Source organism: Pseudomonas sp. Pseusp16, from assembly GCF_047324915.1.
GTDB classification, from domain to species: Bacteria; Pseudomonadota; Gammaproteobacteria; order Pseudomonadales; family Pseudomonadaceae; genus Aquipseudomonas; species Aquipseudomonas fluorescens_CD.
Window position 1 is genome coordinate 5,806,525 of sequence record NZ_CP168522.1, and the last position, 18,577, is coordinate 5,825,101.

Below are 18,577 nucleotides of genomic sequence, written 5' to 3' on the forward strand. Positions count from 1 at the left end.
TCAGACCTCGGACGGGGTGGCGGCGCGATTGAGTTCGGCCAGCGACAGGTTGTGATCGAACAACGGCGCAAGGCTCTGGTCGTGGCTGACGAACAACAGGCTCGCCCCGGCTTCGCGGCACTCGGCGAACAGCAGGCGAATGAAGTTCTCGCGGGCGTCGTAATCGAGGGCCGAAGTCGGCTCGTCAGCGATCACCAGTTCCGGTTGACCGATCAGCGCGCGGGCGGCGGCGACCCGTTGCTGCTGGCCGATGGACAACGAATCGGCACGGCGACCGAGGATGTTTTCATCCTTCAAACCCAGGTGGGCAAGCAGCGTCGCGGCCGCTTTGTCGACGCTGCCGTGGCGTTGTTTCGCCCGTTCGGCGCGCAGTTTCGAGAAGTGGCAGGGCAGTTCGACGTTTTCACGCACCGACAGAAACGGCAGCAGGTTGAATTGCTGAAAGATGTAGCCGGTGTGATCGACGCGGAAGTGGTCGCGGGCACCGGCCGAGAGTTGCGTCAGTTCCTGGCCGAGCAGGCGGATACTGCCGCGATCAGGTTTTTGCACGCCGCCGAGCAAGCCGAGCAGGGTGGTCTTGCCGCTGCCGCTGGGGCCTTTGAGGAACAGGGTTTCTCCGCGCTCCAGGCGAAACGCCGGGATGTCCAGCAGTGGCGGGTGACCGGGCCAACTGAAGCCCAGGTCGGACAGTTCGATGAGTGCTTGGGTCATGTGAAACCGGTGTGGTTGGTGGTGAACCCTTGTAGGAGCGAGCTTGCTCGCGAAAAACCTGAGAGCACAGAGGTGAATCAGGTTTCCCGCGTTATCGTTGACGTCCATCGCGAGCGGGCTCGCTCCTACAAGGGGAACGAGGTGATTTAGAATTTCAGCGCAGCAGCCTTGTCCGTCACTTCAACGCCTTGCTGCCCGCTCGGGCTGATCAGTTGTACCTGAATTTTCCGGGTGGCCGGGAAGCTGGTGAAAATATTCGCAAGGTCCAGCGACTTCAGTGCCGCCGGCGTGGCGCAGGTGAACTGATAGCGAGCGTGGATTTCGCTGTGATCATGGTGATGTTCGTGGCCGTCTTCGTCCTTGGCGTCTTCATCGTGATCATCGTCGGCATCGGGTTTGTCGCCGAACAGCGGGCTTTCCAGTTCCTGGTTTTCCACCACGCAACCAGCGGCTTTTGGCAGGTTGAACAGGGCCAGCGGTTGCTCCAGTCGGGCGCGGGCGGCGGAGACTTTGGCCTTGTCTGCGTCGCTGGTGGCGACGTGCTCGAAACCCACCAGGTTCATGGCCGGGCTTTCCAGCTCCAGTTCCAGGGTCTGCCCGTCCAGCGCCGCGTTCAGGCGTCCCACGCCATGTTCGTGGGCGCCCAGGCTGCCATGCTCATGATCGTGTTCGTCGGCGGCATGGGCGACAGCCAATGGCAGCATGGCAAACGGCAGGGCAAGAAGCAGACGACGCATGACGAGTCTCCGAAAAGTAAAATGAAGAATATGTTATGTAATCTTATAACGTTGGTGCGGAGAGTTTGACTGCCTGCTTGGCGTTGCACAAGTCCCATGGGAGCATGCAGGGAAGAAATGTGCGGGAGCAGACCTATGTTGCGAATTCGCGGAAGCATCGGCGACTGGCCGGTGGATTTGACCCTGGAGATGGACGACGCGGACTGGGCGCGACTAGGGGCGCAGCTGCAGGTGGAAAAGTCCGCAGTCAGCGCGCCAGCGGCGAAACCGCTGAATCAGGATGATGCGCTGTGGCAGATCGCCCGGGATTTGTTGCGCACGGCCGGGCAGCTCAGCGGACCGGATCTGCTCGATCAACTCGAAGGCCTGACCGGCAGCGCGGCGGCGGGCAAGCGTCTGTTGGTGCGGTTGCGCCACAGTCCGGACGTGAAGGTGGAAAGCGGCACCGATACACCGCTCTATCACTGGCTGTTGTAGGAGCGAGCTTGCTCGCGATGGGCGTCAACGATAACGCGGGAAACCTGATTCACCTCGGTGCTCTCAGGTTTTTCGCGAGCAAGCTCGCTCCTACAGGATCGGCTTAGTACAGCGCGGCAAACAACTTGCGGCGGTACGTGCTGACCAGCGGGTGGTCATTGCCCAGCAACTCGAACACCTGCAGCAAGGTCTTGTGCGGCAAGCCTTCGCTGTAGCTGCGGTTGCGGATGAACAGCTTGAGCAAGGCATCCAGCGCGGCGTCGTACTGCTGACGAGCCAGTTGCTGGATGGCCAGTTGATACACCGCTTCATCGTCCTGGGGATTTTTCGCCAGCCGGGCCTTCAGGTCGGCGGCATCGGGCAAGTCCCTGGCCAGGCCGAGAAACTTGATTTGCGCCTTGGCACCGGCCAGCGCGGCCTTGTGCTCGTCGCTCTTGACGGCATCCAGCACGGCTTGGGCTTCGCCCAGTTCACCACGCTCGGTCAGGCAGCGGGCGTAAAGGATCAACGCCTTGGCGTTGGTGTTGTCTTCACCCAGCAGCACTTTGAGCAGGGCTTCGGCATCGGCAAAGCGGCTGTCATCGAACAGTGCCTGGGCCTGTTCGAACGGATCGGCGGCGGCCGGTGGCGGCATCTGCACATGGGGTTCGAGCAGGGCGCGCACGGCGGATTCCGGCTGGGCTCCGGCAAAACCGTCGACAGGCTGGCCGTCCTTGAACAGCACCACGGTCGGCAGGCTGCGGATGCCGAAGCGGGCGACGATGTCTTGCTCGATGTCACAGTTGACCTTGGCCAGCAGCAGCTCACCCTGATAGCTCTCGGCAATGCTTTGCAACATAGGCATCAGCACTTTGCAGGGCGCGCACCATTCGGCCCAGAAATCCACCAGCACCGGTTTGTGGAAAGAGTTCTCGATCACCGACTGGTCGAAATCGGCAGTCGTGGCGTCGAAGATGTACGGCGTTTCCTGACTCATGGGCAATCTCGTAAAAGCGTGAATGGGGCAACTATACGGCTTGGTGGGGTCGGGCCGGAAGCGGGGTAGTCGTGAGAGGTGTGTTGCCTGAACGGGCGCCTTCGCGGGCAAGCCCGCTCCCACAAGGCGAACGCATTCCAATGTGGGAGCGGGCTTGCTCGCGAAGCTCTTGGCTAACGCCGCGCGTGGTACAGGCTCACATGCCGAAACTCTTCCGGTTCAGCCAGATCCGGCAAGGTCATCGCTTCGAGCATTTCAATGCGCTGATACAGCGGGTGACGAAAATCCCTCACGCGCGAATCGGCTACCAACGCCTCCCGGCCACGACTCAAAAACTCATCGAGCAACGGCAGGTTCGCCCGGTCATACAACACGTCCGCCACCAGAACCAGATCAAACCGATCGGCTTCGGCAAAAAAATCCGTCGAATAGTTGAGTTGGACATCATTGAGCTCGGCATTCGCCCGGCACGCGGCAATCGCCAGCGGGTCGAGGTCGCAGGCCACCACTTCCAGCGCGCCGGCCTTGACCGCGGCAATCCCGGCCACCCCGGACCCGGCGCCGAAATCCAGCACGCGCTTGCCTTTGACCCACTCGGGGAATTGCGCAAGATAGCGGGCCACCGCCAGGCCGCTGGCCCAGCAGAAACTCCAGTACGGTGGCTCATGCAGAATGCGCCGGGTTTCTTCCGGGCTGAAGGCGCGGTCCATGTTGTCGCCGTCGATCAGCCACAGTTGCAAATCGGTTTCCGGCAACGGGCAGGCCACCAGTTGTGCGTCGCCGAGCAGTTCAGCCAGGGCCCGTTGCAGGTCGATCGGTGCACTCATGGGGCTTTGACGAATTGCAGTTGGCCCAAGGCCTGGGTGGTCGGCTGGGTGATCAGCAGCGACGGCAGGTGCAGGATCAACTGGCCGGACTGACTGGCGCGGCCTCGCAGTTCCACACGGGCACCGACCGGAAAGGCATCCGGGTTGAAACGCAGGTGAAACGGCAACACCTGGTTGTTGCCGATCAGGCTGGAGCTGGCGAGCAATTGTTGCGGGCGGCCTTTTTCGTCGATGACCAGCAAAGCCAGTTCGACTTCGGCACCTGCCGGCACGCCTTGCAGAGTGCCGCTCAGTTCACGTTGATAGGCAGGCAAGGGGCCGAGCTCAGCCGCCTCCCTGGCCTTCTTCTGCGCCTGTTGCGGCGCCGGGCCTGGCGTTGGCGGCTGGGGCTTGGGCGCATCGCTGCCGCAAGCCACCAGCAGGCTGAAAACACTGAGCAAAACGAGCGGACGTAACGACATCGGTGGCTCCATAAAGCTGAATTCCATGGATCAAGTGATCATTGCGTCTGTATACCGCAAACCCTATGGCTTGTCTTGCCACCGGGATGCGCTACCATGGCCCTCCCTTTTTTTGTTGCCTGCCACCATGCACTGTCCCTTCTGCGGTGCCAACGACACCAAGGTCATCGACTCGCGTCTGGTCGCCGAGGGCGAACAGGTGCGCCGCCGGCGTGAATGCCTGGCCTGCGGCGAGCGTTTCACGACGTTCGAGACGGCTGAACTGGTGTTGCCGCGCCTGATTAAAACCGACGGCAGTCGCCAGCCGTTCGACGAAGAAAAACTCCGCGCCGGCATGCAGCGCGCGCTGGAAAAGCGCCCGGTGAGCGTCGAGCGCCTCGAATCGTCGCTGGTGCACATCAAACACAAACTGCGAGCCACCGGCGAACGCGAGGTCAAATCCCTCGTGGTCGGTGAACTGGTGATGGCCGAGCTGCAGAAGCTCGACGAAGTCGCCTACATCCGCTTCGCCTCGGTGTATCGGCGCTTCCAGGACCTCAACGAGTTCCGCGAAGAGATCGACCGCCTGGCCCGTGAACCGGTGAAAGAATGACCACGCCCGCAGAACTTGCCATCCTCGATGCTCATTTCATGGCCCGTGCCCTGGAGCTGGCGCGTAAGGGACACTACACGACGCACCCCAATCCGCGGGTTGGTTGCGTGATCGTGCAGGGCGGGCAGATCGTCGGTGAAGGCTGGCATGTTCGCGCCGGCGAGCCTCACGCTGAAGTCCACGCCTTGCGCGCGGCCGGTGAGCAGGCTCGTGGCGCGACCGCCTATGTGACGCTCGAGCCGTGCAGCCACCACGGCCGCACGCCGCCCTGTGCCGATGCGCTGGTGAATGCCGGAGTGGCCCGTGTGGTCGCGGCGATGCAGGACCCGAACCCGGAAGTCGCCGGTCGCGGTCTGCAGCGTTTGGCCCAGGCCGGCATCGCCACTGAAAGCGGCGTGCTGGAAGGCGAGGCACGCCGGCTCAATCAGGGTTTCCTGAAGCGCATGGAACACGGCCTGCCCTTCGTGCGGGTCAAGTTGGCCATGAGCCTGGACGGTCGCACGGCGATGGAAAGTGGTGAAAGCCAGTGGATCACCGGTACAGCCGCACGTTCGGCGGTACAGCGCCTGCGCGCCCAGGCCAGCGTGGTGCTGACCGGCGCCGACACGGTGCTGGCGGACAACGCACGGTTGACCGTGCGGGCCGATGAGTTGGGACTGGATGCCGAGCAAACAGCCCTGGCCATGAGCCGCCCGCCGCTGCGGGTGCTGGTCGACGGACGTTTGCGGGTGCCGCTGGATGCGCCATTCTTCAAGGCGGGGCCAGCCCTGGTCGCCACCTGTGTCGCCGTGGAAGAGCAGTACGCCAACGGCCCGGAATGCCTGATCGTGCCCGGCTATGACGGCCAGGTCGATCTGCGTCAGCTGCTGGTCGAGCTCGCTGCCCGTGGGGTCAATGAAGTGTTGGTCGAGGCGGGTCCGCGTCTGGCGGGTGCGTTTGCCCAGCTCGGGCTGGTGGACGAGTTCCAGATTTTCATCGCCGGCAAGTTTTTGGGCTCTTCGGCACGGCCGCTGCTGGACTGGCCGCTGGCGCAAATGAAGGATGCACCGGAACTCAAAATCACCGAAATTCGTGCGGTTGGCGATGACTGGCGAGTCATTGCCATTCCCTCTCCAGTAGCAAGCGTATAATTTCTGGCCATCGCTACAGCGCTGGCTTTGTTCTCGAGGAGAACCTCATGTTTACCGGCATCATCGAATCCATCGGCAGTATTCGTGCATTGACCCCAAAGGGCGGTGATGTGCGGGTACACGTCGAAACCGGCAAGCTCGACCTGAGCGACGTCAAACTGGGCGACAGCATCGCGGTCAACGGCGTGTGCCTGACCGCTGTCGAGTTGCCCGGCAACGGCTTTGCGGCAGACGTCAGTCGCGAAACCCTCGACTGCACCGCCATGAACGACCTGAAAAGCGGCAGCCCGGTCAATCTGGAAAAAGCCCTGACCCCGACCACTCGTCTCGGTGGGCATCTGGTCAGCGGTCACGTCGATGGCGTGGGCGAAGTGGTTGCCCGTACCGAAAACGCGCGCGCCGTGGAGTTTCGCATTCGCGCGCCGAAGGACCTGGCCAAGTACATCGCCCATAAAGGCTCGATCACCGTCGATGGCACCAGCCTGACCGTGAACGCAGTCGATGGCGCCGAGTTCCTGCTGACCATCATTCCGCATACCCTGAGCGAAACCATCATGGCTTCGTACCAGCCGGGCCGCCGGGTGAACCTGGAAGTGGACTTGCTGGCCCGTTATCTGGAGCGCCTGTTGCTCGGCGACAAGGCCGCAGAACCGACAGCCGGCAGCACCATTACCGAAAGCTTTCTGGCCGCCAACGGCTACCTCAAATCCTGACTCAAGGGGGTGCCTTGTGGCGCTCAATAGCATCGAAGAACTGGTTGAAGACATCCGCCAAGGCAAGATGGTCATCCTCATGGATGACGAAGACCGCGAGAACGAAGGCGACCTGATCATGGCCGCCGAGTGCTGCAAGCCCGAGCACATCAACTTCATGGCCAAGCACGCCCGTGGCCTGATCTGCATGCCGATGAGCCGCGAGCGTTGCGAACTGCTCAAGCTGCCGTTGATGGCGCCGCGCAACGGTTCCGGTTTCGGTACCAAGTTCACCGTCTCCATCGAAGCGGCCACCGGTGTGACCACCGGCATCTCCGCCGCAGACCGTGCACGCACTGTACAAGCGGCTGCCGCCCGTGATGCCAAGGCCGAAGACATCGTCAGCCCGGGCCACATCTTCCCGCTGATGGCCCAGGCCGGCGGCACCCTGGCCCGCGCCGGCCACACCGAAGCGGCGTGCGACCTGGCGCGCATGGCCGGTTTCGAGCCGAGCGGCGTGATCTGCGAAGTGATGAACGATGACGGCACCATGTCCCGTCGCGCCGAGCTGGAAGCTTTTGCCGCCGAACACGACATCAAGATCGGCACCATCGCCGACCTGATTCACTACCGGATGATCCACGAACGTACCGTTCAGCGGATTGCCGAGCAGCCACTGGACAGTGAACTGGGCCAATTCAACCTGGTGACCTATCGTGATTCGGTGGAAGGCGACGTGCACATGGCACTGACCCTGGGCAACGTGTGTGCCGAAGAACCGACCCTGGTTCGCGTGCACAACATGGACCCGCTGCGCGACCTGCTGATGGTCAAGCAACCGGGCCGCTGGAGCCTGCGCGCCGCCATGGCCACGGTTGCCGAGGCCGGCAGCGGCGTGGTGCTGTTGCTCGGTCACCCGCTCGATGGCGACGTGTTGCTGGCGCACATCCGCGAAACCGCCGACCACCTGACGGTGAAAAAGCCGACCACCTACAGCACCGTGGGTGCCGGTTCGCAGATCCTGCGCGACCTTGGCGTACGCAAAATGCGCCTGATGTCGGCACCGATGAAATTTAATGCGATATCCGGTTTCGATCTGGAAGTTGTAGAATACGTGCCCTCCGAATAATGACCGGTCGTTTCCGGGCTTGAATTCGCGGCAAATAAATCACCGAGGGGCGCGTACGAGACGCGTCCCGGCTCTTTAAGAGATCTAACGAATGACCCTGAAGACCATCGAAGGTACCTTCATCGCCCCTAAAGGCCGCTACGCTCTGGTAGTGGGCCGTTTCAACAGCTTCGTCGTTGAAAGCCTGGTCAGCGGTGCAGTTGATGCCCTGGTTCGCCACGGCGTAAGCGAAAGCGACATCACCATCATCCGCGCACCTGGCGCCTTCGAAATCCCGCTGGTTGCGCAGAAAGTCGCTCAAAAGGGCGAGTTTGCGGCAATCATCGCCCTGGGCGCAGTCATTCGTGGCGGCACTCCGCACTTCGAATACGTGGCTGGCGAATGCACCAAGGGCCTGGCCCAGGTGTCCATGGAGTTCGGCGTACCGGTTGCATTCGGCGTGCTGACCGTTGACTCCATCGAGCAAGCCATCGAGCGTTCCGGCACCAAGGCCGGTAACAAAGGTGCTGAAGCTGCCCTGTCCGCTCTGGAAATGGTCAGCCTGCTGGCGCAGTTGGAGGCCAAGTGATTAGCGACGATAGCGATCGTTTCAACCCGCGCGATCCAAAGCCTGCGGATGCCGGCAAGCCATCGAAAAGCGCCAAGCGTCGCGAAGCCCGTCAGCTCGCGACTCAGGCGCTGTACCAATGGCACATGGCCAAGCAATCGCTGAACGAGATCGAAGCGCAGTTCCGGGTCGATAACGATTTCAGCGATGTCGACGGCGCGTACTTCCGCGAAATCCTGCACGGGGTTCCGCAGTTCAAGACCGAAATCGACACCGCACTCAAGCCTTGCCTGGACTTGACCATCGAAGAGCTGGACCCGGTTGAACTGGCGGTTCTGCGCCTGTCCACCTGGGAACTGCTCAAGCGCGTCGACGTGCCATACCGCGTTGTGATCAACGAAGGTATCGAACTGGCCAAGGTCTTCGGTTCCACCGACGGCCACAAGTTCGTCAACGGTGTGCTCGACAAGCTGGCCCCGCGTCTGCGTGAAGCTGAAGTGAAGGCGTTCAAGCGCTGATCGGCGCTTGTAACGTCGGCACGAAGCCATGGGCGAGTTTGAGCTGATCCGCAATTTCTTTGCCGCCGCGCCTTGTGCGCAGGGCGGCGAAGGCGTTGCCCTCGGGATTGGCGATGACTGCGCCTTGCTGGCTGTTCCTCCCGGGGAGCAGTTGGCGATTTCTACCGACACCCTCGTGGCCGGCGTGCATTTTGCCGATCCGTGCGATCCGTTTCTGCTCGGTCAGCGCTCGCTGGCTGTGGCCGTCAGCGACCTGGCTGCCATGGGCGCCACCCCCGTTGCCTTTACCCTTGCCCTGACCTTGCCGACGGTGACCGCCGATTGGCTGCAAGCCTATGCCCGTGGTTTGAACCGGATGGCGCAAAGTTGTGGCGTGGCGCTGGTGGGTGGCGACACGACCCGTGGGCCGCTGAGCCTGACCATGACCGTGTTCGGACGCGTGCCGGCCGGTCTGGCGCTGACCCGCAGCGGTGCGCAACCGGGCGATCTGCTGTGTGTGGGCGGCGAGCTGGGCAATGCCGCCGGTGCCTTGCCATTGGTGCTCGGCCAGCGCACGGTCGAAGCGAGCATTGCCGAGCCGTTGCTGGCGCATTACTGGTCGCCGCAACCGCAGCTCGGCTTGGGTCAGGCGTTGCGTGGCAAGGCCACTTCGGCAATGGATATCTCCGATGGTCTGCTCGCTGATTGCGGGCATATCGCGCTGGCCTCGAAGGTCGGTATCGAAGTCGAGCGGGATCGATTGCCGCTGTCGCAGAGCCTGGTCGATTTTCTCGGTCAATCGGACGCACAGGTTGCGGCCCTGAGTGGCGGCGACGATTACGTCCTGGTCTTCACCTTGCCGTCCGTCGAGTTACCGCTATTGCTTGCCGACGGCTGGCCGATTCATGTGATTGGGCAGGTTGTGACGGGGCAGGGCGTGAGGCTGCTGGACGCCGATGGCAAAGACATCACCCCGCAAACCCGGGGTTATCAACATTTTCGGGAGTCACCGTGACAGATCACCCCAAACAGGTCCCGGCAGAACACGTTCCGCCGTCGGTCTGGCGTAATCCGTGGCATTTCCTGGCGTTCGGCTTCGGCTCGGGCACCTTGCCAAAGGCACCGGGCACTTGGGGGTCGTTGGTTGCGCTGCCCTTTATCCCGTTGTGGCAGATGCTGCCCGATTGGGGTTACTGGCTGATGCTGGGCATCACCATGCTGTTCGGCTTCTGGTTGTGCGGCAAAGTGGCCGACGATTTGCGGGTGCACGACCACGAAGGCATCGTCTGGGACGAAATGGTCGGGATGTGGATCACCCTGTGGCTGGTGCCGGAAGGTTGGCAGTGGTTGCTGGCGGGCTTCTTGATGTTCCGCTTCTTCGACATCCTCAAGCCGTGGCCGATTCGCTGGATTGACCGGCATGTACATGGCGGCGTTGGCATCATGCTCGATGATGTCCTGGCCGGAGTGTTCGCCTGGCTGGCGATGCAGGGACTGGTGTGGTTTTTCGCCTGACCGCGGATTTCCACGCGTTATCAGGAGAGCGGTTAATCGGGGGTAGCAGGGATGGCTTTACGCGGTTTGATGGTGATGGCGTTGGCGATGTTTTGCTCTTTTGCCCAGGCGGGAGGAGGGGGTGCTACGCCGCCGTCAGTGATTCACCTGGCCAGCGAAGACTGGGAGGACTACACCGCTGCTGACGGTCATGGACTGGGTTGGGACGTGCTACGGCAAGTCTTCGAACCGGTGGGCGTCAAGGTCGACATCCGCAGCGAGCCCTACGTGCGTTCGCTGGGCCTGGCCAAACGTGGCGAAGTCGATGCCTGCGTAGGCTCCTACCGTGATGAATCCGAGGATGTGCTCTATCCTCATTGGAACTTCGACACCGATCACATCTATGCCTTGGGCCTGGCCAGCGGTCCGGTACCCACCCTGGAAACCCTGGGCAATTATCGACTGGCCTGGGTCCGTGGCTACGATTACCAGCATTACTTGCCCAATGTGCGCCACTTCGACGAAGTGATGCGGCGTACCGGCATCGTGTCGATGCTGACCCACAATCGCGCTGATTTCTATATCGATGCCCTGACCGAAGTCGATGATGTCATCAACCGCGCCAAGGATCCGTCCCAGCTGCGGCGCACCCATATCGCAGAATTGCCGCTGTACCTGTGTTTCGCCAAGACCCCGAAGGCGCGCACGTTAATGGCCCTGTTCGACCAGCGCATGGAGCAGTTGGTGAAAAGCGGCGAACTGAAACCGATCTTCGAGCGCTGGAAACAGCCTTATCCGTTTGATTCGAATTGATCGCGATCTCGAGCTTGGTGATTGGTCCCTGTGGGAGCGGGCTTGCTCGCGAAAGCGTTGTGTCATACAAAATCGATGTCGACTGATACGACGCCTTCGCGAGCAAGCCCGCTCCCACAGAGGACAGTGTCAGCCCGGATATCAAACTTTTTGATAGTTATCGCCGATAATTCAGCCTAAGCGTCGCCCGGAACCTGCTGTTACAATGCCGGCTCTGCGAATCTTCAGACTTTTAGATCAGGAGCACACCGGTGCCTGTCGTTTTTGTCGCCGCTTCCAAGCTGCCAACGCCTTTTGCGCAATTCACCATGCACGGCTTTCTCGATGAAGCCTCCGGCCGCGAGCACGTTGTGCTGAGCCTGGGTGATTTCGCCGACGGTGCCCCGGTACTCGGCCGGTTGCACTCCGAATGCCTGACCGGCGATGCCTTGTTCAGCCAGCGTTGCGACTGCGGCTCGCAACTGGAAGCTGCCTTGCAGGCGATTGCCCGTGAAGGTCGTGGCGTGTTGCTGTACTTGCGTCAGGAAGGCCGTGGCATTGGCCTGCTGAACAAGATCCGCGCCTATGAGCTGCAGGACGGTGGCGCCGATACCGTCGAAGCCAACGAGCGTCTGGGCTTTGCCGCTGACCAGCGTGACTATGCCATGTGCCTGCCGATGCTGGAGCACCTGGGCGTGAAGTCATTGCGCCTGATGACCAACAACCCGCGCAAGGTCAAAGCCTTGACCGACATGGGTATCGTGGTCGCCGAGCGCGTGCCGCTGCACACGGGCCACAACCCGCATAACCGACTCTACCTGGCGACCAAGGCCAGCAAGCTCGATCACATGATGGGCAACGAGCATCAGGGCGAGGTAGACCGGGCGTGACCCGCGGTCAGGTTCGGCGGCGACTGTCCGTCAGCTGGTGGCAGTACCTGGCACTGGCCTTGATGCCGCTGTTGGTGATCAACGCGCTGTTCGGCCAGAGCGAAGCCATCCTGCCGGTGCTGGCGATGCCGTTGTTCATCGCCGGAGTTGCCTCGATGTTTGTCAGCCTGAAGTTTTTCGGCGCTTACAAGCACGCGCTGATCGCCACTCAGAAAGCCCTCGATACCCCTGAAGAACCTGGCGCCTGGATCAGTCTGGCGGCCAAGCGGCGCACGGCATTCCTCGCCGCCGGCCTGCCGGCCTGGATTGCTGCCCTGGCGGTGTTCGTCGGTCTTGAGGCAGTGCCGCTGATGCTGCTGGCGCTGTCGACCGCGGTGCTGTTCTACCTCTACCGTATTCCGCGTCAACTCGGTTGATGCGCGCGCTCTGGCTGGCGGTTTTGCTGCTGGCCGCCAGCAGCTCGGCCATTGCGCTCGAGCGGGTTGTCAGCCTGGCACCGTCGCTCTCTGAAATCGTCGTTGAGCTGGGTTCTGCCGACCTTCTGGTCGGAGTGCTGGACGCCGGTGAGCGACCTGCCGAACTCAAGAACCTGCCCTCCGTTGGCCGCTATGGCCAGTTGGACGTGGAGCGCTTGCTCAGCCTGAAACCCGATCTGTTGCTGCTATGGCCCGGCAGCGTCGGCCCCGCCCAGCGCGACCAGCTCAAGCGCCTGAGTATTCCCACCTACGTCGCCGAACCCCACAGCCTGGACCAGCTCACCGCGCAGATCGAGGCCATTGCCGCTCAGCTCGGCCGGCCTGAACGCGGAATTTCATTGGCCAGCGATTTGCGCCAACGACTGGGTGAGCTGCGTCAGCGCTACCGACGGGATAAGCCGTTACGCGTGTTCTATCAGGTCTGGGATCGGCCGCTGTATACGGTGGGCGGCGAGCAGATCATCAGCGATGCGCTGGAGGTCTGCGGTGCCCGGAACGTGTTTGCCGACCTGAAACTGCCGGCACCGCAAGTCAGTGTGGAAGCTGTGTTGCAGCGTAATCCCGAGGTGATTCTGGCCAGCGAACAGACGCAGCTTGATGCGTGGAAAGCCTGGCCACAGGTGGCGGCGGTGGCGAACGGACAATTGCGCCTGGTGGTGGACAAGGGGTTGGAGCGGCCGAGTGGGCAGATGATCGAGGCCACTGCAAAGCTTTGCCAGTTGATCGCGCCCGACCGCTAAGATCGCGGCGTCTGCAATCGCGGGCAAGCCCGCCCCTACAACCTGTGGGAGCGGGCTTGCCCGCGAAGCGGCCAGTCCAGACAGTACAAGTTACGGGTCAGATTCCAGGCGTCCACGTCACCCCGAACATCCACGCCCGACCTTCCTCGCGATACCCGAACTGGCTACCCTGGTGGCGGTACAACGCCCGGCTGTAACCCTTGTCCAGCAGGTTATCGACCTTCAGCGCCAGCCTGATTTCACGACTGAGTTCCCAACTGCTGCGCAGTCCCAGCAAGGCATAGCCGCCGAGCGGCTGTTGATTGTTCAAGTCGTCATAGCTGCTGCTGACCGCTTGCCAACTGGCGCCGAGGCCCAGTCGATCGAACTGGCGGTCCAGATCCCAGCTCAAAGTGCGCCGCGCACGACGGGCCAGGGTATGTCCGGTGTCGCGGTCACGCGGGTCGATGATCGCCACGCCGAGATTGCTCTGCCAGTCGAACAGTTCCTGCTTCAGCGCGGCTTCGAAGCCGTTGATTCGCGCCGAGGCAACGTTCTCGGGGCGCGAGTTGCTGCCGAAGATGATCGCGTCTTCAAGGTCGGTGCGATACAGCGACGTCTCCAGGCGACTGCTCTCGGTCAATTGGCTGCGCCACTGCAGCTCATAGCTTTTCGAGGTTTCAGGCTTCAGGTCCGGGTTGCTGAAGCCGGGGTAGTACAGATCGTTGAACGTCGGCGCGCGGAAGCCTTCGCTGTAGGTCAGCAGCACTTCGTTGTCCGGGGTCAGCGGCAGAGTGAAGGTGCCACTCCAGGTATTCTGGCCGCCGAACTGCTGGTTATCGTCGTGACGCAGGCCCAACTCCGTGGAAAAACTGTCCGCCTGAAAGCGATGCTGGATAAACGCGGCACGGTTCCAGCGACTGTCTTCGTCGAATGCCGTGCTGCTGTTGATCCGGTCTTCATACCAGTCGCCGCCGAGCATCAGGCTGTTGCGCTCGTTGAGCGTCAGGTCGTTCTGCCAGGTCACCGAGTCGCGATAGGTGTTGAACACCGTGCGTTCATCGCTGAGTTTGTCGAGGGTCTTCTCGCGGTTTTCACTGTGGCCGACATCTATGCGGGTTTTCCAGCGGTCGTTGATCCGCGCATCGACATAGCTGCTGACGCTGCTCACGTCGAACTCGCTGTAGGGCTGTTGCTGGACCGACTCGAACGTACTCATGTCGAAGCGGCCGAACGGGTTGTCGAACTCGCTCTTGCCACGGTTATCCAGCACGTTGGCGCCGATCTCGATGTCATCGCTGAGCGCGTGGCTCAAGCTCAGGCTGAGCGACTTGTTGCGGTATTCGTCATGGTCGCCGTCGCTAGGGAATGACTCGTGGGTGCGATTGATCCCGGCGGTTTCGTCGAGGCTGGCGCCGAGGTTGAAGCGGGTTCGCTCATCCCCACCGGACAGGCCAAGGCTGCGCTCCCACGTCTGGTGGCTGCCAAACCCAATGTGCAGTCGAGGTTGCAGGCCCTGTTCGCCGCCACGGCGGGTGAAGATCTGGATTACCCCGCCAATCGCATCGCTGCCATAAATCACCGAGCGGGAGCCACGCAGCACTTCCACGCGCTCGACCTGCTCGATGTTGATGTGTTGCAGGTTGCTGTCGCCGGAGGTCGAACTGCCGATGCGCTGGCCATCCACCAGCACCAGGCTCTGGGCCGACTGGGTGCCGCGAATGTAGACCCCCGGAAGACTGCCGCGTCCGCCGGTCTGCGAGACCTGCACGCCAGGCACCCGACGCAACAGATCAGTGACGCTATCGGGCTGCAGGCGATCAATGTCTTCGCGGGTGAAAACGGTGTTGGCGGCACTGCTGTCGTTGCGTGCTTCGACCTGGCGGTTGGCGCTGATCAGCACGTCCGGCAGCTTCAGGGCCTGGTCGCGTTCGAAGGTATCGGCGAGGGCGTTGACGGTGGGCAGCAGAAACAGAGGCAGGGCGAGGCGGGAAAACTTCATGGGTAGTCCGATGGTGTTTCGTGGAGCACACAAATCAAATGTGGGAGCGGGCTTGCTCGCGAAGGCGGAGTGTCAGTCAACGTCTCAGTTGAATGATCCGACGCTTTCGCGAGCAAGCCCGCTCCCACAAGGGTATTGCATGCATCCAGAGATTTAGCGGTTGAGCAGTTGCAGGCGCTCGCGAATGGACGCTTCGATCCCGGCCTCGTCCAGCCCGCACTCGGCCAGCATTTGCGCAGGCTTGGCGTGTTCGACGTAAATGTCCGGCAAGCCCAGGTGCAGCACCGACTTGAGGATGTTTTCATGGGCGAGGAATTCGCTGACAGCGCCGCCAGCGCCGCCCATGATCGCGTTTTCCTCGACAGTGACCAGTAGCTCATGGCTGCCGGCGATTTCGCGAACCAGCGCTTCATCCAGCGGTTTGACAAAACGCATGTCGACCACGGTCGCGTCCAGCGTCTCTGCGACTTTCAGGGCTTCGGCCAGTTGCACGCCGAACACCAGCAGGGCGACTTTGCTGCCCTGGCGGCGGACTACGCCTTTGCCGATCTCGATCGGTTCGAGGTCTTTCTCGATGGTCGCGTTCGGGCCATTACCGCGTGGATAACGCACGGCCGCCGGGCCTTCATACAGGTGACCGGTGGAGAGCATTTTGCGCAGCTCGTTTTCATCGCTCGGGGTCATCACCAGCATGCCGGGGATGCAGCGCAAGTACGAAAGATCGAAACTGCCGGCGTGGGTCGGACCGTCTTCGCCCACCAGGCCTGCGCGGTCGATGGCGAACAGTACGTCGAGGTTCTGCACGGCGACGTCATGCACCAACTGGTCGTAGCCGCGCTGCAGGAAAGTCGAATAAATCGCTACCACGGGTTTGGCGCCTTCGCAGGCCATGCCGGCCGCGAGGGTGACGGCGTGCTGCTCGGCAATGGCCACGTCGAAGTAACGCAGCGGGAAGCGTTCGCTGAACGCGACCAGATCCGAGCCTTCCTTCATCGCCGGGGTAATCCCGACCAGACGCGGATCGGCAGCCGCCATGTCGCACAACCATTCGCCGAACACACCGGAATATTTCGGCCCACTGGCCTTTTTCGGCGCGGCAGCCGGGGCGTCCAGCGGTTCGAGCTTGGTGATGGCGTGGTAACCGATCGGGTCGACTTCCGCCGGGGCGAAACCTTTGCCTTTCTTGGTGACGATGTGCAGGAACTGCGGACCTTTCAGATCGCGCATGTTGCGCAAGGTGGCGATCAGGGTCGGCAGGTCGTGGCCATCGATCGGGCCGATGTAGTTCCAGCCCAGCTCTTCGAACAGGGTGCCGGGAACCAGCATGCCCTTGGCATATTCCTCGGTGCGACGGGCGATTTCCCAGGCGCCGGGCAGGCGCGACAGCACTTTCTTGCTGCCTTCGCGCATGCTCGCGTAGGTGCGGCTGGAAAGGATCTTCGCCAGATAGTTCGACAGGCCACCGACGTTGCGCGAGATCGACATGTCGTTGTCGTTGAGGATCACCAGCATGTTGGCGTCCACTTCCGGCGCATGGTTCAGTGCCTCGAACGCCATGCCCGCGGTCAACGCACCGTCGCCGATCACCGCGATGGCCTTGCGATCACTGTTTTGCAGGCGGGCGGCAATCGCCATGCCCAGCGCGGCACTGATCGACGTGCTGGAGTGGCCGACGCCAAAGGTGTCGTACTCGCTCTCGGATCGGCGCGGGAACGCCGCGACGCCGTCCTTCTGGCGCAGGGTGGCCATGCGTTCGCGGCGACCGGTGAGGATCTTGTGCGGATAAGCCTGATGACCCACGTCCCACACCAGCCGGTCGTCCGGGGTGTCGAACACGTAATGCAGCGCGATGGTCAGCTCGATGACGCCCAGGCCTGCACCGAAATGCCCACCGGTCTGGCCGACCGTGTAGAGCAATTCCAGGCGCAACTCATCGGCCAGGGTTTCCAGCTCGGCTTCGCCTAACCGGCGCAGGCCGTCCGGCGTGTTCGCGCGGTCGAGCAGGGGCGTGGTCGGGCGCTTGCGGGGAATCTCATGAAACGTCGTGGGCATCAGGCGAATCGTTATAGGTATAAAAGATGCGGCAGTTTACCTGATGCATCGTCCCCTGCCCACGCGTTGGTCTTTTTTGACGGATTCGCCGTCAGCTGCGGCGATCGACGATATACCGGGCCAGATCACGCAACGGCTCGGCGGCTGCGTCAAACGGTCGCAGGGCGTGCAGGGCCTGGTCGCGCAGTTCCAGGGCATAGGCCTTGGCGGCGTCCAGACCGAGCAGGGCCGGGTAAGTCGGCTTGTCCCGGGCAATGTCGGCGCCCTGGCGTTTGCCGAGGGTCTCGGTATCGCTTTCGACGTCGAGAATGTCGTCCTGCACCTGGAATGCCAGGCCGATGGCCTGTGCATAAGCCTGCAGGGACTTGAGTTCGTCTTTCTCGGCACGGCCGCTGGCCAGGGCGCCGAGTTTGACGCTGACCTCGATCAATGCGCCGGTCTTGTGCCGGTGCATGTACTCGAGGGCTTTCTGATCAAGCTTCAGACCGACCGAACCGAGGTCGATGGCCTGACCGCCGACCATGCCCGCCGGGCCTGCCGCCAGTGCCAGGGCGCTGACCATTTGCAGGCGGATTTCGGCATCCGACGCGCTCAGACGTGGGTCGAGCAGGGCGCTGAAGGCCAGGCTCTGCAAGCCGTCGCCGGCGAGGATCGCGCAGGCTTCATCGAATTTCTTGTGGGTGGTCGGCTGGCCGCGGCGCAGATCGTCATCGTCCATCGCCGGCAAATCGTCATGCACCAGCGAATAAGCGTGGATCAATTCCACCGCACAGGCCGCACCGTTGGCTTGCTCGGCCTTGCTGCCCAACGCTTCGCACGCGGCATAGGCCAGCAGTGGCCGCACGCGTTTGCCGCCATTCATCACGCTGTAGCGCATGGCTTCGTACAGCCGCGCCAGCTCGGGGCTCGGTGCGGTGAACAGGGTTTCCAGCGCTGCGTTGACGCGGGCCTGGCTGGTGGCGGAGTACGCTGCAATCATTCTGGCTGATCCGCGTCGAAGGGTTCCTCGGCCAACTCGCCATCACGCTCGAGCAGCACCTGAACCTTTTGTTCGGCCTGGGCCAGCGCCGCCTGGCAATCGCGGGTCAGGCCAATGCCTTGCTCGAAAGCGGCCAGCGAGTCCTCCAGCGACAATTCGCCATTCTCCAGACGCTCTACCAGCGTTTGCAGGTCGGCGAGGGACTGTTCGAAATCCAGTGCAGCTTTTTTGCGGGCCATGGCGGCGATTTCCGGTTGACGTTAAACCGGCGCGACACTAGCAGATAGGGGGTTTATGGGCAAATGAGAGGGGATCGGCTGTTTGGCTCAACTCCCTGTAGGAGCGAGACTGCTCGCGATGGTCGTTAACGATGACGCGTACTGTCTGATTTGACGCG

The 18,577-nt window shown here is 62.2% G+C and carries 22 protein-coding genes; 13 read left to right on the plus strand and 9 right to left on the minus strand.

From position 1 onward, the window contains the following. On the minus strand, positions 1-711 hold the full coding sequence (locus ACEN8Q_RS26345; RefSeq protein WP_008018167.1) for an ABC transporter ATP-binding protein: 711 nt from the start codon (positions 709-711) through the stop codon (positions 1-3). A gap of 146 nt (positions 712-857) precedes the next feature. Continuing rightward, complete coding sequence (locus ACEN8Q_RS26350) at positions 858-1,448, minus strand: DUF2796 domain-containing protein (protein ID WP_413703942.1); 591 nt, start codon at positions 1,446-1,448, stop codon at positions 858-860. 135 nt (positions 1,449-1,583) lie between these two features. Here ACEN8Q_RS26350 and ACEN8Q_RS26355 point away from each other — a divergent pair, with 135 nt between their 5' ends. Then, on the plus strand, positions 1,584-1,925 hold the full coding sequence (locus ACEN8Q_RS26355; RefSeq protein WP_413703943.1) for a hypothetical protein: 342 nt from the start codon (positions 1,584-1,586) through the stop codon (positions 1,923-1,925). Between the two features lie 103 nt (positions 1,926-2,028). Here the strand turns inward: ACEN8Q_RS26355 and trxA are convergent, their stop codons facing one another. The 3 genes from trxA to ACEN8Q_RS26370 form a co-directional block, all read right to left on the minus strand. Further along, complete coding sequence (gene trxA, locus ACEN8Q_RS26360) at positions 2,029-2,901, minus strand: thioredoxin (protein ID WP_085718203.1); 873 nt, start codon at positions 2,899-2,901, stop codon at positions 2,029-2,031. Between the two features lie 173 nt (positions 2,902-3,074). Then, positions 3,075-3,728, minus strand: a complete 654-nt coding sequence (locus ACEN8Q_RS26365; RefSeq protein WP_413427368.1) for a class I SAM-dependent methyltransferase — start codon at positions 3,726-3,728, stop codon at positions 3,075-3,077. Further along, positions 3,725-4,189 (minus strand): hypothetical protein, encoded by a 465-nt coding sequence (locus ACEN8Q_RS26370; RefSeq protein ID WP_413427367.1) that lies wholly within the window; start codon positions 4,187-4,189, stop codon positions 3,725-3,727. The genes ACEN8Q_RS26365 and ACEN8Q_RS26370 overlap by 4 nt, the downstream gene beginning before the upstream one ends. Positions 4,190-4,316: 127 nt before the next feature. Here ACEN8Q_RS26370 and nrdR point away from each other — a divergent pair, with 127 nt between their 5' ends. The 12 genes from nrdR (at position 4,317) to ACEN8Q_RS26430 (ending at position 13,168) form a co-directional block, all read left to right on the plus strand. Continuing rightward, positions 4,317-4,781, plus strand: a complete 465-nt coding sequence (nrdR, locus tag ACEN8Q_RS26375; RefSeq protein ID WP_003228656.1) for a transcriptional regulator NrdR — start codon at positions 4,317-4,319, stop codon at positions 4,779-4,781. Beyond that, a complete protein-coding gene (gene ribD, locus ACEN8Q_RS26380) occupies positions 4,778-5,911 on the plus strand; it encodes a bifunctional diaminohydroxyphosphoribosylaminopyrimidine deaminase/5-amino-6-(5-phosphoribosylamino)uracil reductase RibD (RefSeq protein ID WP_413703944.1) in 1,134 nt (377 codons plus the stop codon). Before nrdR ends, ribD begins: the two co-directional genes overlap by 4 nt. Positions 5,912-5,958: 47 nt before the next feature. Then, entirely contained in the window at positions 5,959-6,624 is a 666-nt protein-coding gene (locus ACEN8Q_RS26385; protein WP_008018158.1) for a riboflavin synthase, read from the plus strand. Positions 6,625-6,640: 16 nt separating this feature from the next. Further along, on the plus strand, positions 6,641-7,732 hold the full coding sequence (gene ribBA / locus ACEN8Q_RS26390) for a bifunctional 3,4-dihydroxy-2-butanone-4-phosphate synthase/GTP cyclohydrolase II (protein ID WP_057400602.1): 1,092 nt from the start codon (positions 6,641-6,643) through the stop codon (positions 7,730-7,732). 91 nt (positions 7,733-7,823) lie between these two features. After that, a complete protein-coding gene (gene ribE / locus ACEN8Q_RS26395; RefSeq protein ID WP_003228649.1) occupies positions 7,824-8,300 on the plus strand; it encodes a 6,7-dimethyl-8-ribityllumazine synthase in 477 nt (158 codons plus the stop codon). Continuing rightward, on the plus strand, positions 8,297-8,797 hold the full coding sequence (gene nusB, locus ACEN8Q_RS26400; RefSeq protein WP_007970164.1) for a transcription antitermination factor NusB: 501 nt from the start codon (positions 8,297-8,299) through the stop codon (positions 8,795-8,797). The genes ribE and nusB overlap by 4 nt, the downstream gene beginning before the upstream one ends. 28 nt (positions 8,798-8,825) lie before the next feature. After that, positions 8,826-9,791: a thiamine-phosphate kinase gene (gene thiL / locus ACEN8Q_RS26405; RefSeq protein ID WP_413427365.1), complete on the plus strand. Its 966-nt coding sequence runs from the start codon at positions 8,826-8,828 to the stop codon at positions 9,789-9,791. Continuing rightward, complete coding sequence (locus ACEN8Q_RS26410) at positions 9,788-10,291, plus strand: phosphatidylglycerophosphatase A (RefSeq protein WP_057400600.1); 504 nt, start codon at positions 9,788-9,790, stop codon at positions 10,289-10,291. Before thiL ends, ACEN8Q_RS26410 begins: the two co-directional genes overlap by 4 nt. A gap of 51 nt (positions 10,292-10,342) precedes the next feature. Next, entirely contained in the window at positions 10,343-11,083 is a 741-nt protein-coding gene (locus ACEN8Q_RS26415) for a substrate-binding periplasmic protein (RefSeq protein WP_413427364.1), read from the plus strand. Between the two features lie 251 nt (positions 11,084-11,334). Continuing rightward, positions 11,335-11,952 (plus strand): GTP cyclohydrolase II, encoded by a 618-nt coding sequence (ribA, locus tag ACEN8Q_RS26420; RefSeq protein WP_008018152.1) that lies wholly within the window; start codon positions 11,335-11,337, stop codon positions 11,950-11,952. Beyond that, positions 11,949-12,368, plus strand: a complete 420-nt coding sequence (locus ACEN8Q_RS26425) for an MFS transporter (protein WP_413427363.1) — start codon at positions 11,949-11,951, stop codon at positions 12,366-12,368. Before ribA ends, ACEN8Q_RS26425 begins: the two co-directional genes overlap by 4 nt. Continuing rightward, complete coding sequence (locus ACEN8Q_RS26430; RefSeq protein ID WP_413703945.1) at positions 12,368-13,168, plus strand: cobalamin-binding protein; 801 nt, start codon at positions 12,368-12,370, stop codon at positions 13,166-13,168. The genes ACEN8Q_RS26425 and ACEN8Q_RS26430 overlap by 1 nt, the downstream gene beginning before the upstream one ends. 97 nt (positions 13,169-13,265) lie before the next feature. On the opposite strand, the gene ACEN8Q_RS26435 is transcribed toward ACEN8Q_RS26430, so the two are convergent. The 4 genes from ACEN8Q_RS26435 to ACEN8Q_RS26450 all read right to left on the minus strand — a co-directional run bounded on the left by ACEN8Q_RS26435 (position 13,266) and on the right by ACEN8Q_RS26450 (position 18,419). Beyond that, on the minus strand, positions 13,266-15,149 hold the full coding sequence (locus ACEN8Q_RS26435; protein ID WP_413703946.1) for a TonB-dependent receptor domain-containing protein: 1,884 nt from the start codon (positions 15,147-15,149) through the stop codon (positions 13,266-13,268). 153 nt (positions 15,150-15,302) lie between these two features. Further along, positions 15,303-17,201 carry a 1-deoxy-D-xylulose-5-phosphate synthase gene (dxs, locus tag ACEN8Q_RS26440; protein ID WP_413703947.1) on the minus strand — a complete coding sequence of 633 codons (1,899 nt, stop codon included), beginning with the start codon at positions 17,199-17,201 and terminating at the stop codon, positions 15,303-15,305. 91 nt (positions 17,202-17,292) lie between these two features. Further along, the gene (ispA, locus tag ACEN8Q_RS26445; RefSeq protein ID WP_413427359.1) at positions 17,293-18,180 is read right to left on the minus strand and encodes a (2E,6E)-farnesyl diphosphate synthase; all 888 of its coding nucleotides are present in this window, start codon (positions 18,178-18,180) and stop codon (positions 17,293-17,295) included. Continuing rightward, positions 18,177-18,419, minus strand: coding sequence for an exodeoxyribonuclease VII small subunit (locus ACEN8Q_RS26450; RefSeq protein ID WP_007970180.1), 243 nt, complete (start codon positions 18,417-18,419; stop codon positions 18,177-18,179). The genes ispA and ACEN8Q_RS26450 overlap by 4 nt, the downstream gene beginning before the upstream one ends. Between the last annotated feature and the right edge of the window lie 158 nt (positions 18,420-18,577).

Excerpts from the sequence above, each read along its gene's own strand:
- ribE (WP_003228649.1), top strand. The coding sequence starts at position 7,824 with ATGACCCTGAAGACCATCGAAGGTACCTTCATCGCCCCTAAAGGCCGC.
- ACEN8Q_RS26370 (WP_413427367.1), bottom strand. The coding sequence starts at position 4,189 with ATGTCGTTACGTCCGCTCGTTTTGCTCAGTGTTTTCAGCCTGCTGGTG.
- trxA (WP_085718203.1), bottom strand. The coding sequence starts at position 2,901 with ATGAGTCAGGAAACGCCGTACATCTTCGACGCCACGACTGCCGATTTC.
- ACEN8Q_RS26415 (WP_413427364.1), top strand. The coding sequence starts at position 10,343 with ATGGCTTTACGCGGTTTGATGGTGATGGCGTTGGCGATGTTTTGCTCT.
- ribD (WP_413703944.1), top strand. The coding sequence starts at position 4,778 with ATGACCACGCCCGCAGAACTTGCCATCCTCGATGCTCATTTCATGGCC.
- ACEN8Q_RS26355 (WP_413703943.1), top strand. The coding sequence starts at position 1,584 with ATGTTGCGAATTCGCGGAAGCATCGGCGACTGGCCGGTGGATTTGACC.
- ACEN8Q_RS26385 (WP_008018158.1), top strand. The coding sequence starts at position 5,959 with ATGTTTACCGGCATCATCGAATCCATCGGCAGTATTCGTGCATTGACC.
- ACEN8Q_RS26450 (WP_007970180.1), bottom strand. The coding sequence starts at position 18,419 with ATGGCCCGCAAAAAAGCTGCACTGGATTTCGAACAGTCCCTCGCCGAC.
- ACEN8Q_RS26430 (WP_413703945.1), top strand. The coding sequence starts at position 12,368 with ATGCGCGCGCTCTGGCTGGCGGTTTTGCTGCTGGCCGCCAGCAGCTCG.
- ACEN8Q_RS26435 (WP_413703946.1), bottom strand. The coding sequence starts at position 15,149 with ATGAAGTTTTCCCGCCTCGCCCTGCCTCTGTTTCTGCTGCCCACCGTC.
- ispA (WP_413427359.1), bottom strand. The coding sequence starts at position 18,180 with ATGATTGCAGCGTACTCCGCCACCAGCCAGGCCCGCGTCAACGCAGCG.
- ACEN8Q_RS26350 (WP_413703942.1), bottom strand. The coding sequence starts at position 1,448 with ATGCGTCGTCTGCTTCTTGCCCTGCCGTTTGCCATGCTGCCATTGGCT.
- nrdR (WP_003228656.1), top strand. The coding sequence starts at position 4,317 with ATGCACTGTCCCTTCTGCGGTGCCAACGACACCAAGGTCATCGACTCG.
- ACEN8Q_RS26365 (WP_413427368.1), bottom strand. The coding sequence starts at position 3,728 with ATGAGTGCACCGATCGACCTGCAACGGGCCCTGGCTGAACTGCTCGGC.
- ACEN8Q_RS26345 (WP_008018167.1), bottom strand. The coding sequence starts at position 711 with ATGACCCAAGCACTCATCGAACTGTCCGACCTGGGCTTCAGTTGGCCC.
- dxs (WP_413703947.1), bottom strand. The coding sequence starts at position 17,201 with ATGCCCACGACGTTTCATGAGATTCCCCGCAAGCGCCCGACCACGCCC.
- thiL (WP_413427365.1), top strand. The coding sequence starts at position 8,826 with ATGGGCGAGTTTGAGCTGATCCGCAATTTCTTTGCCGCCGCGCCTTGT.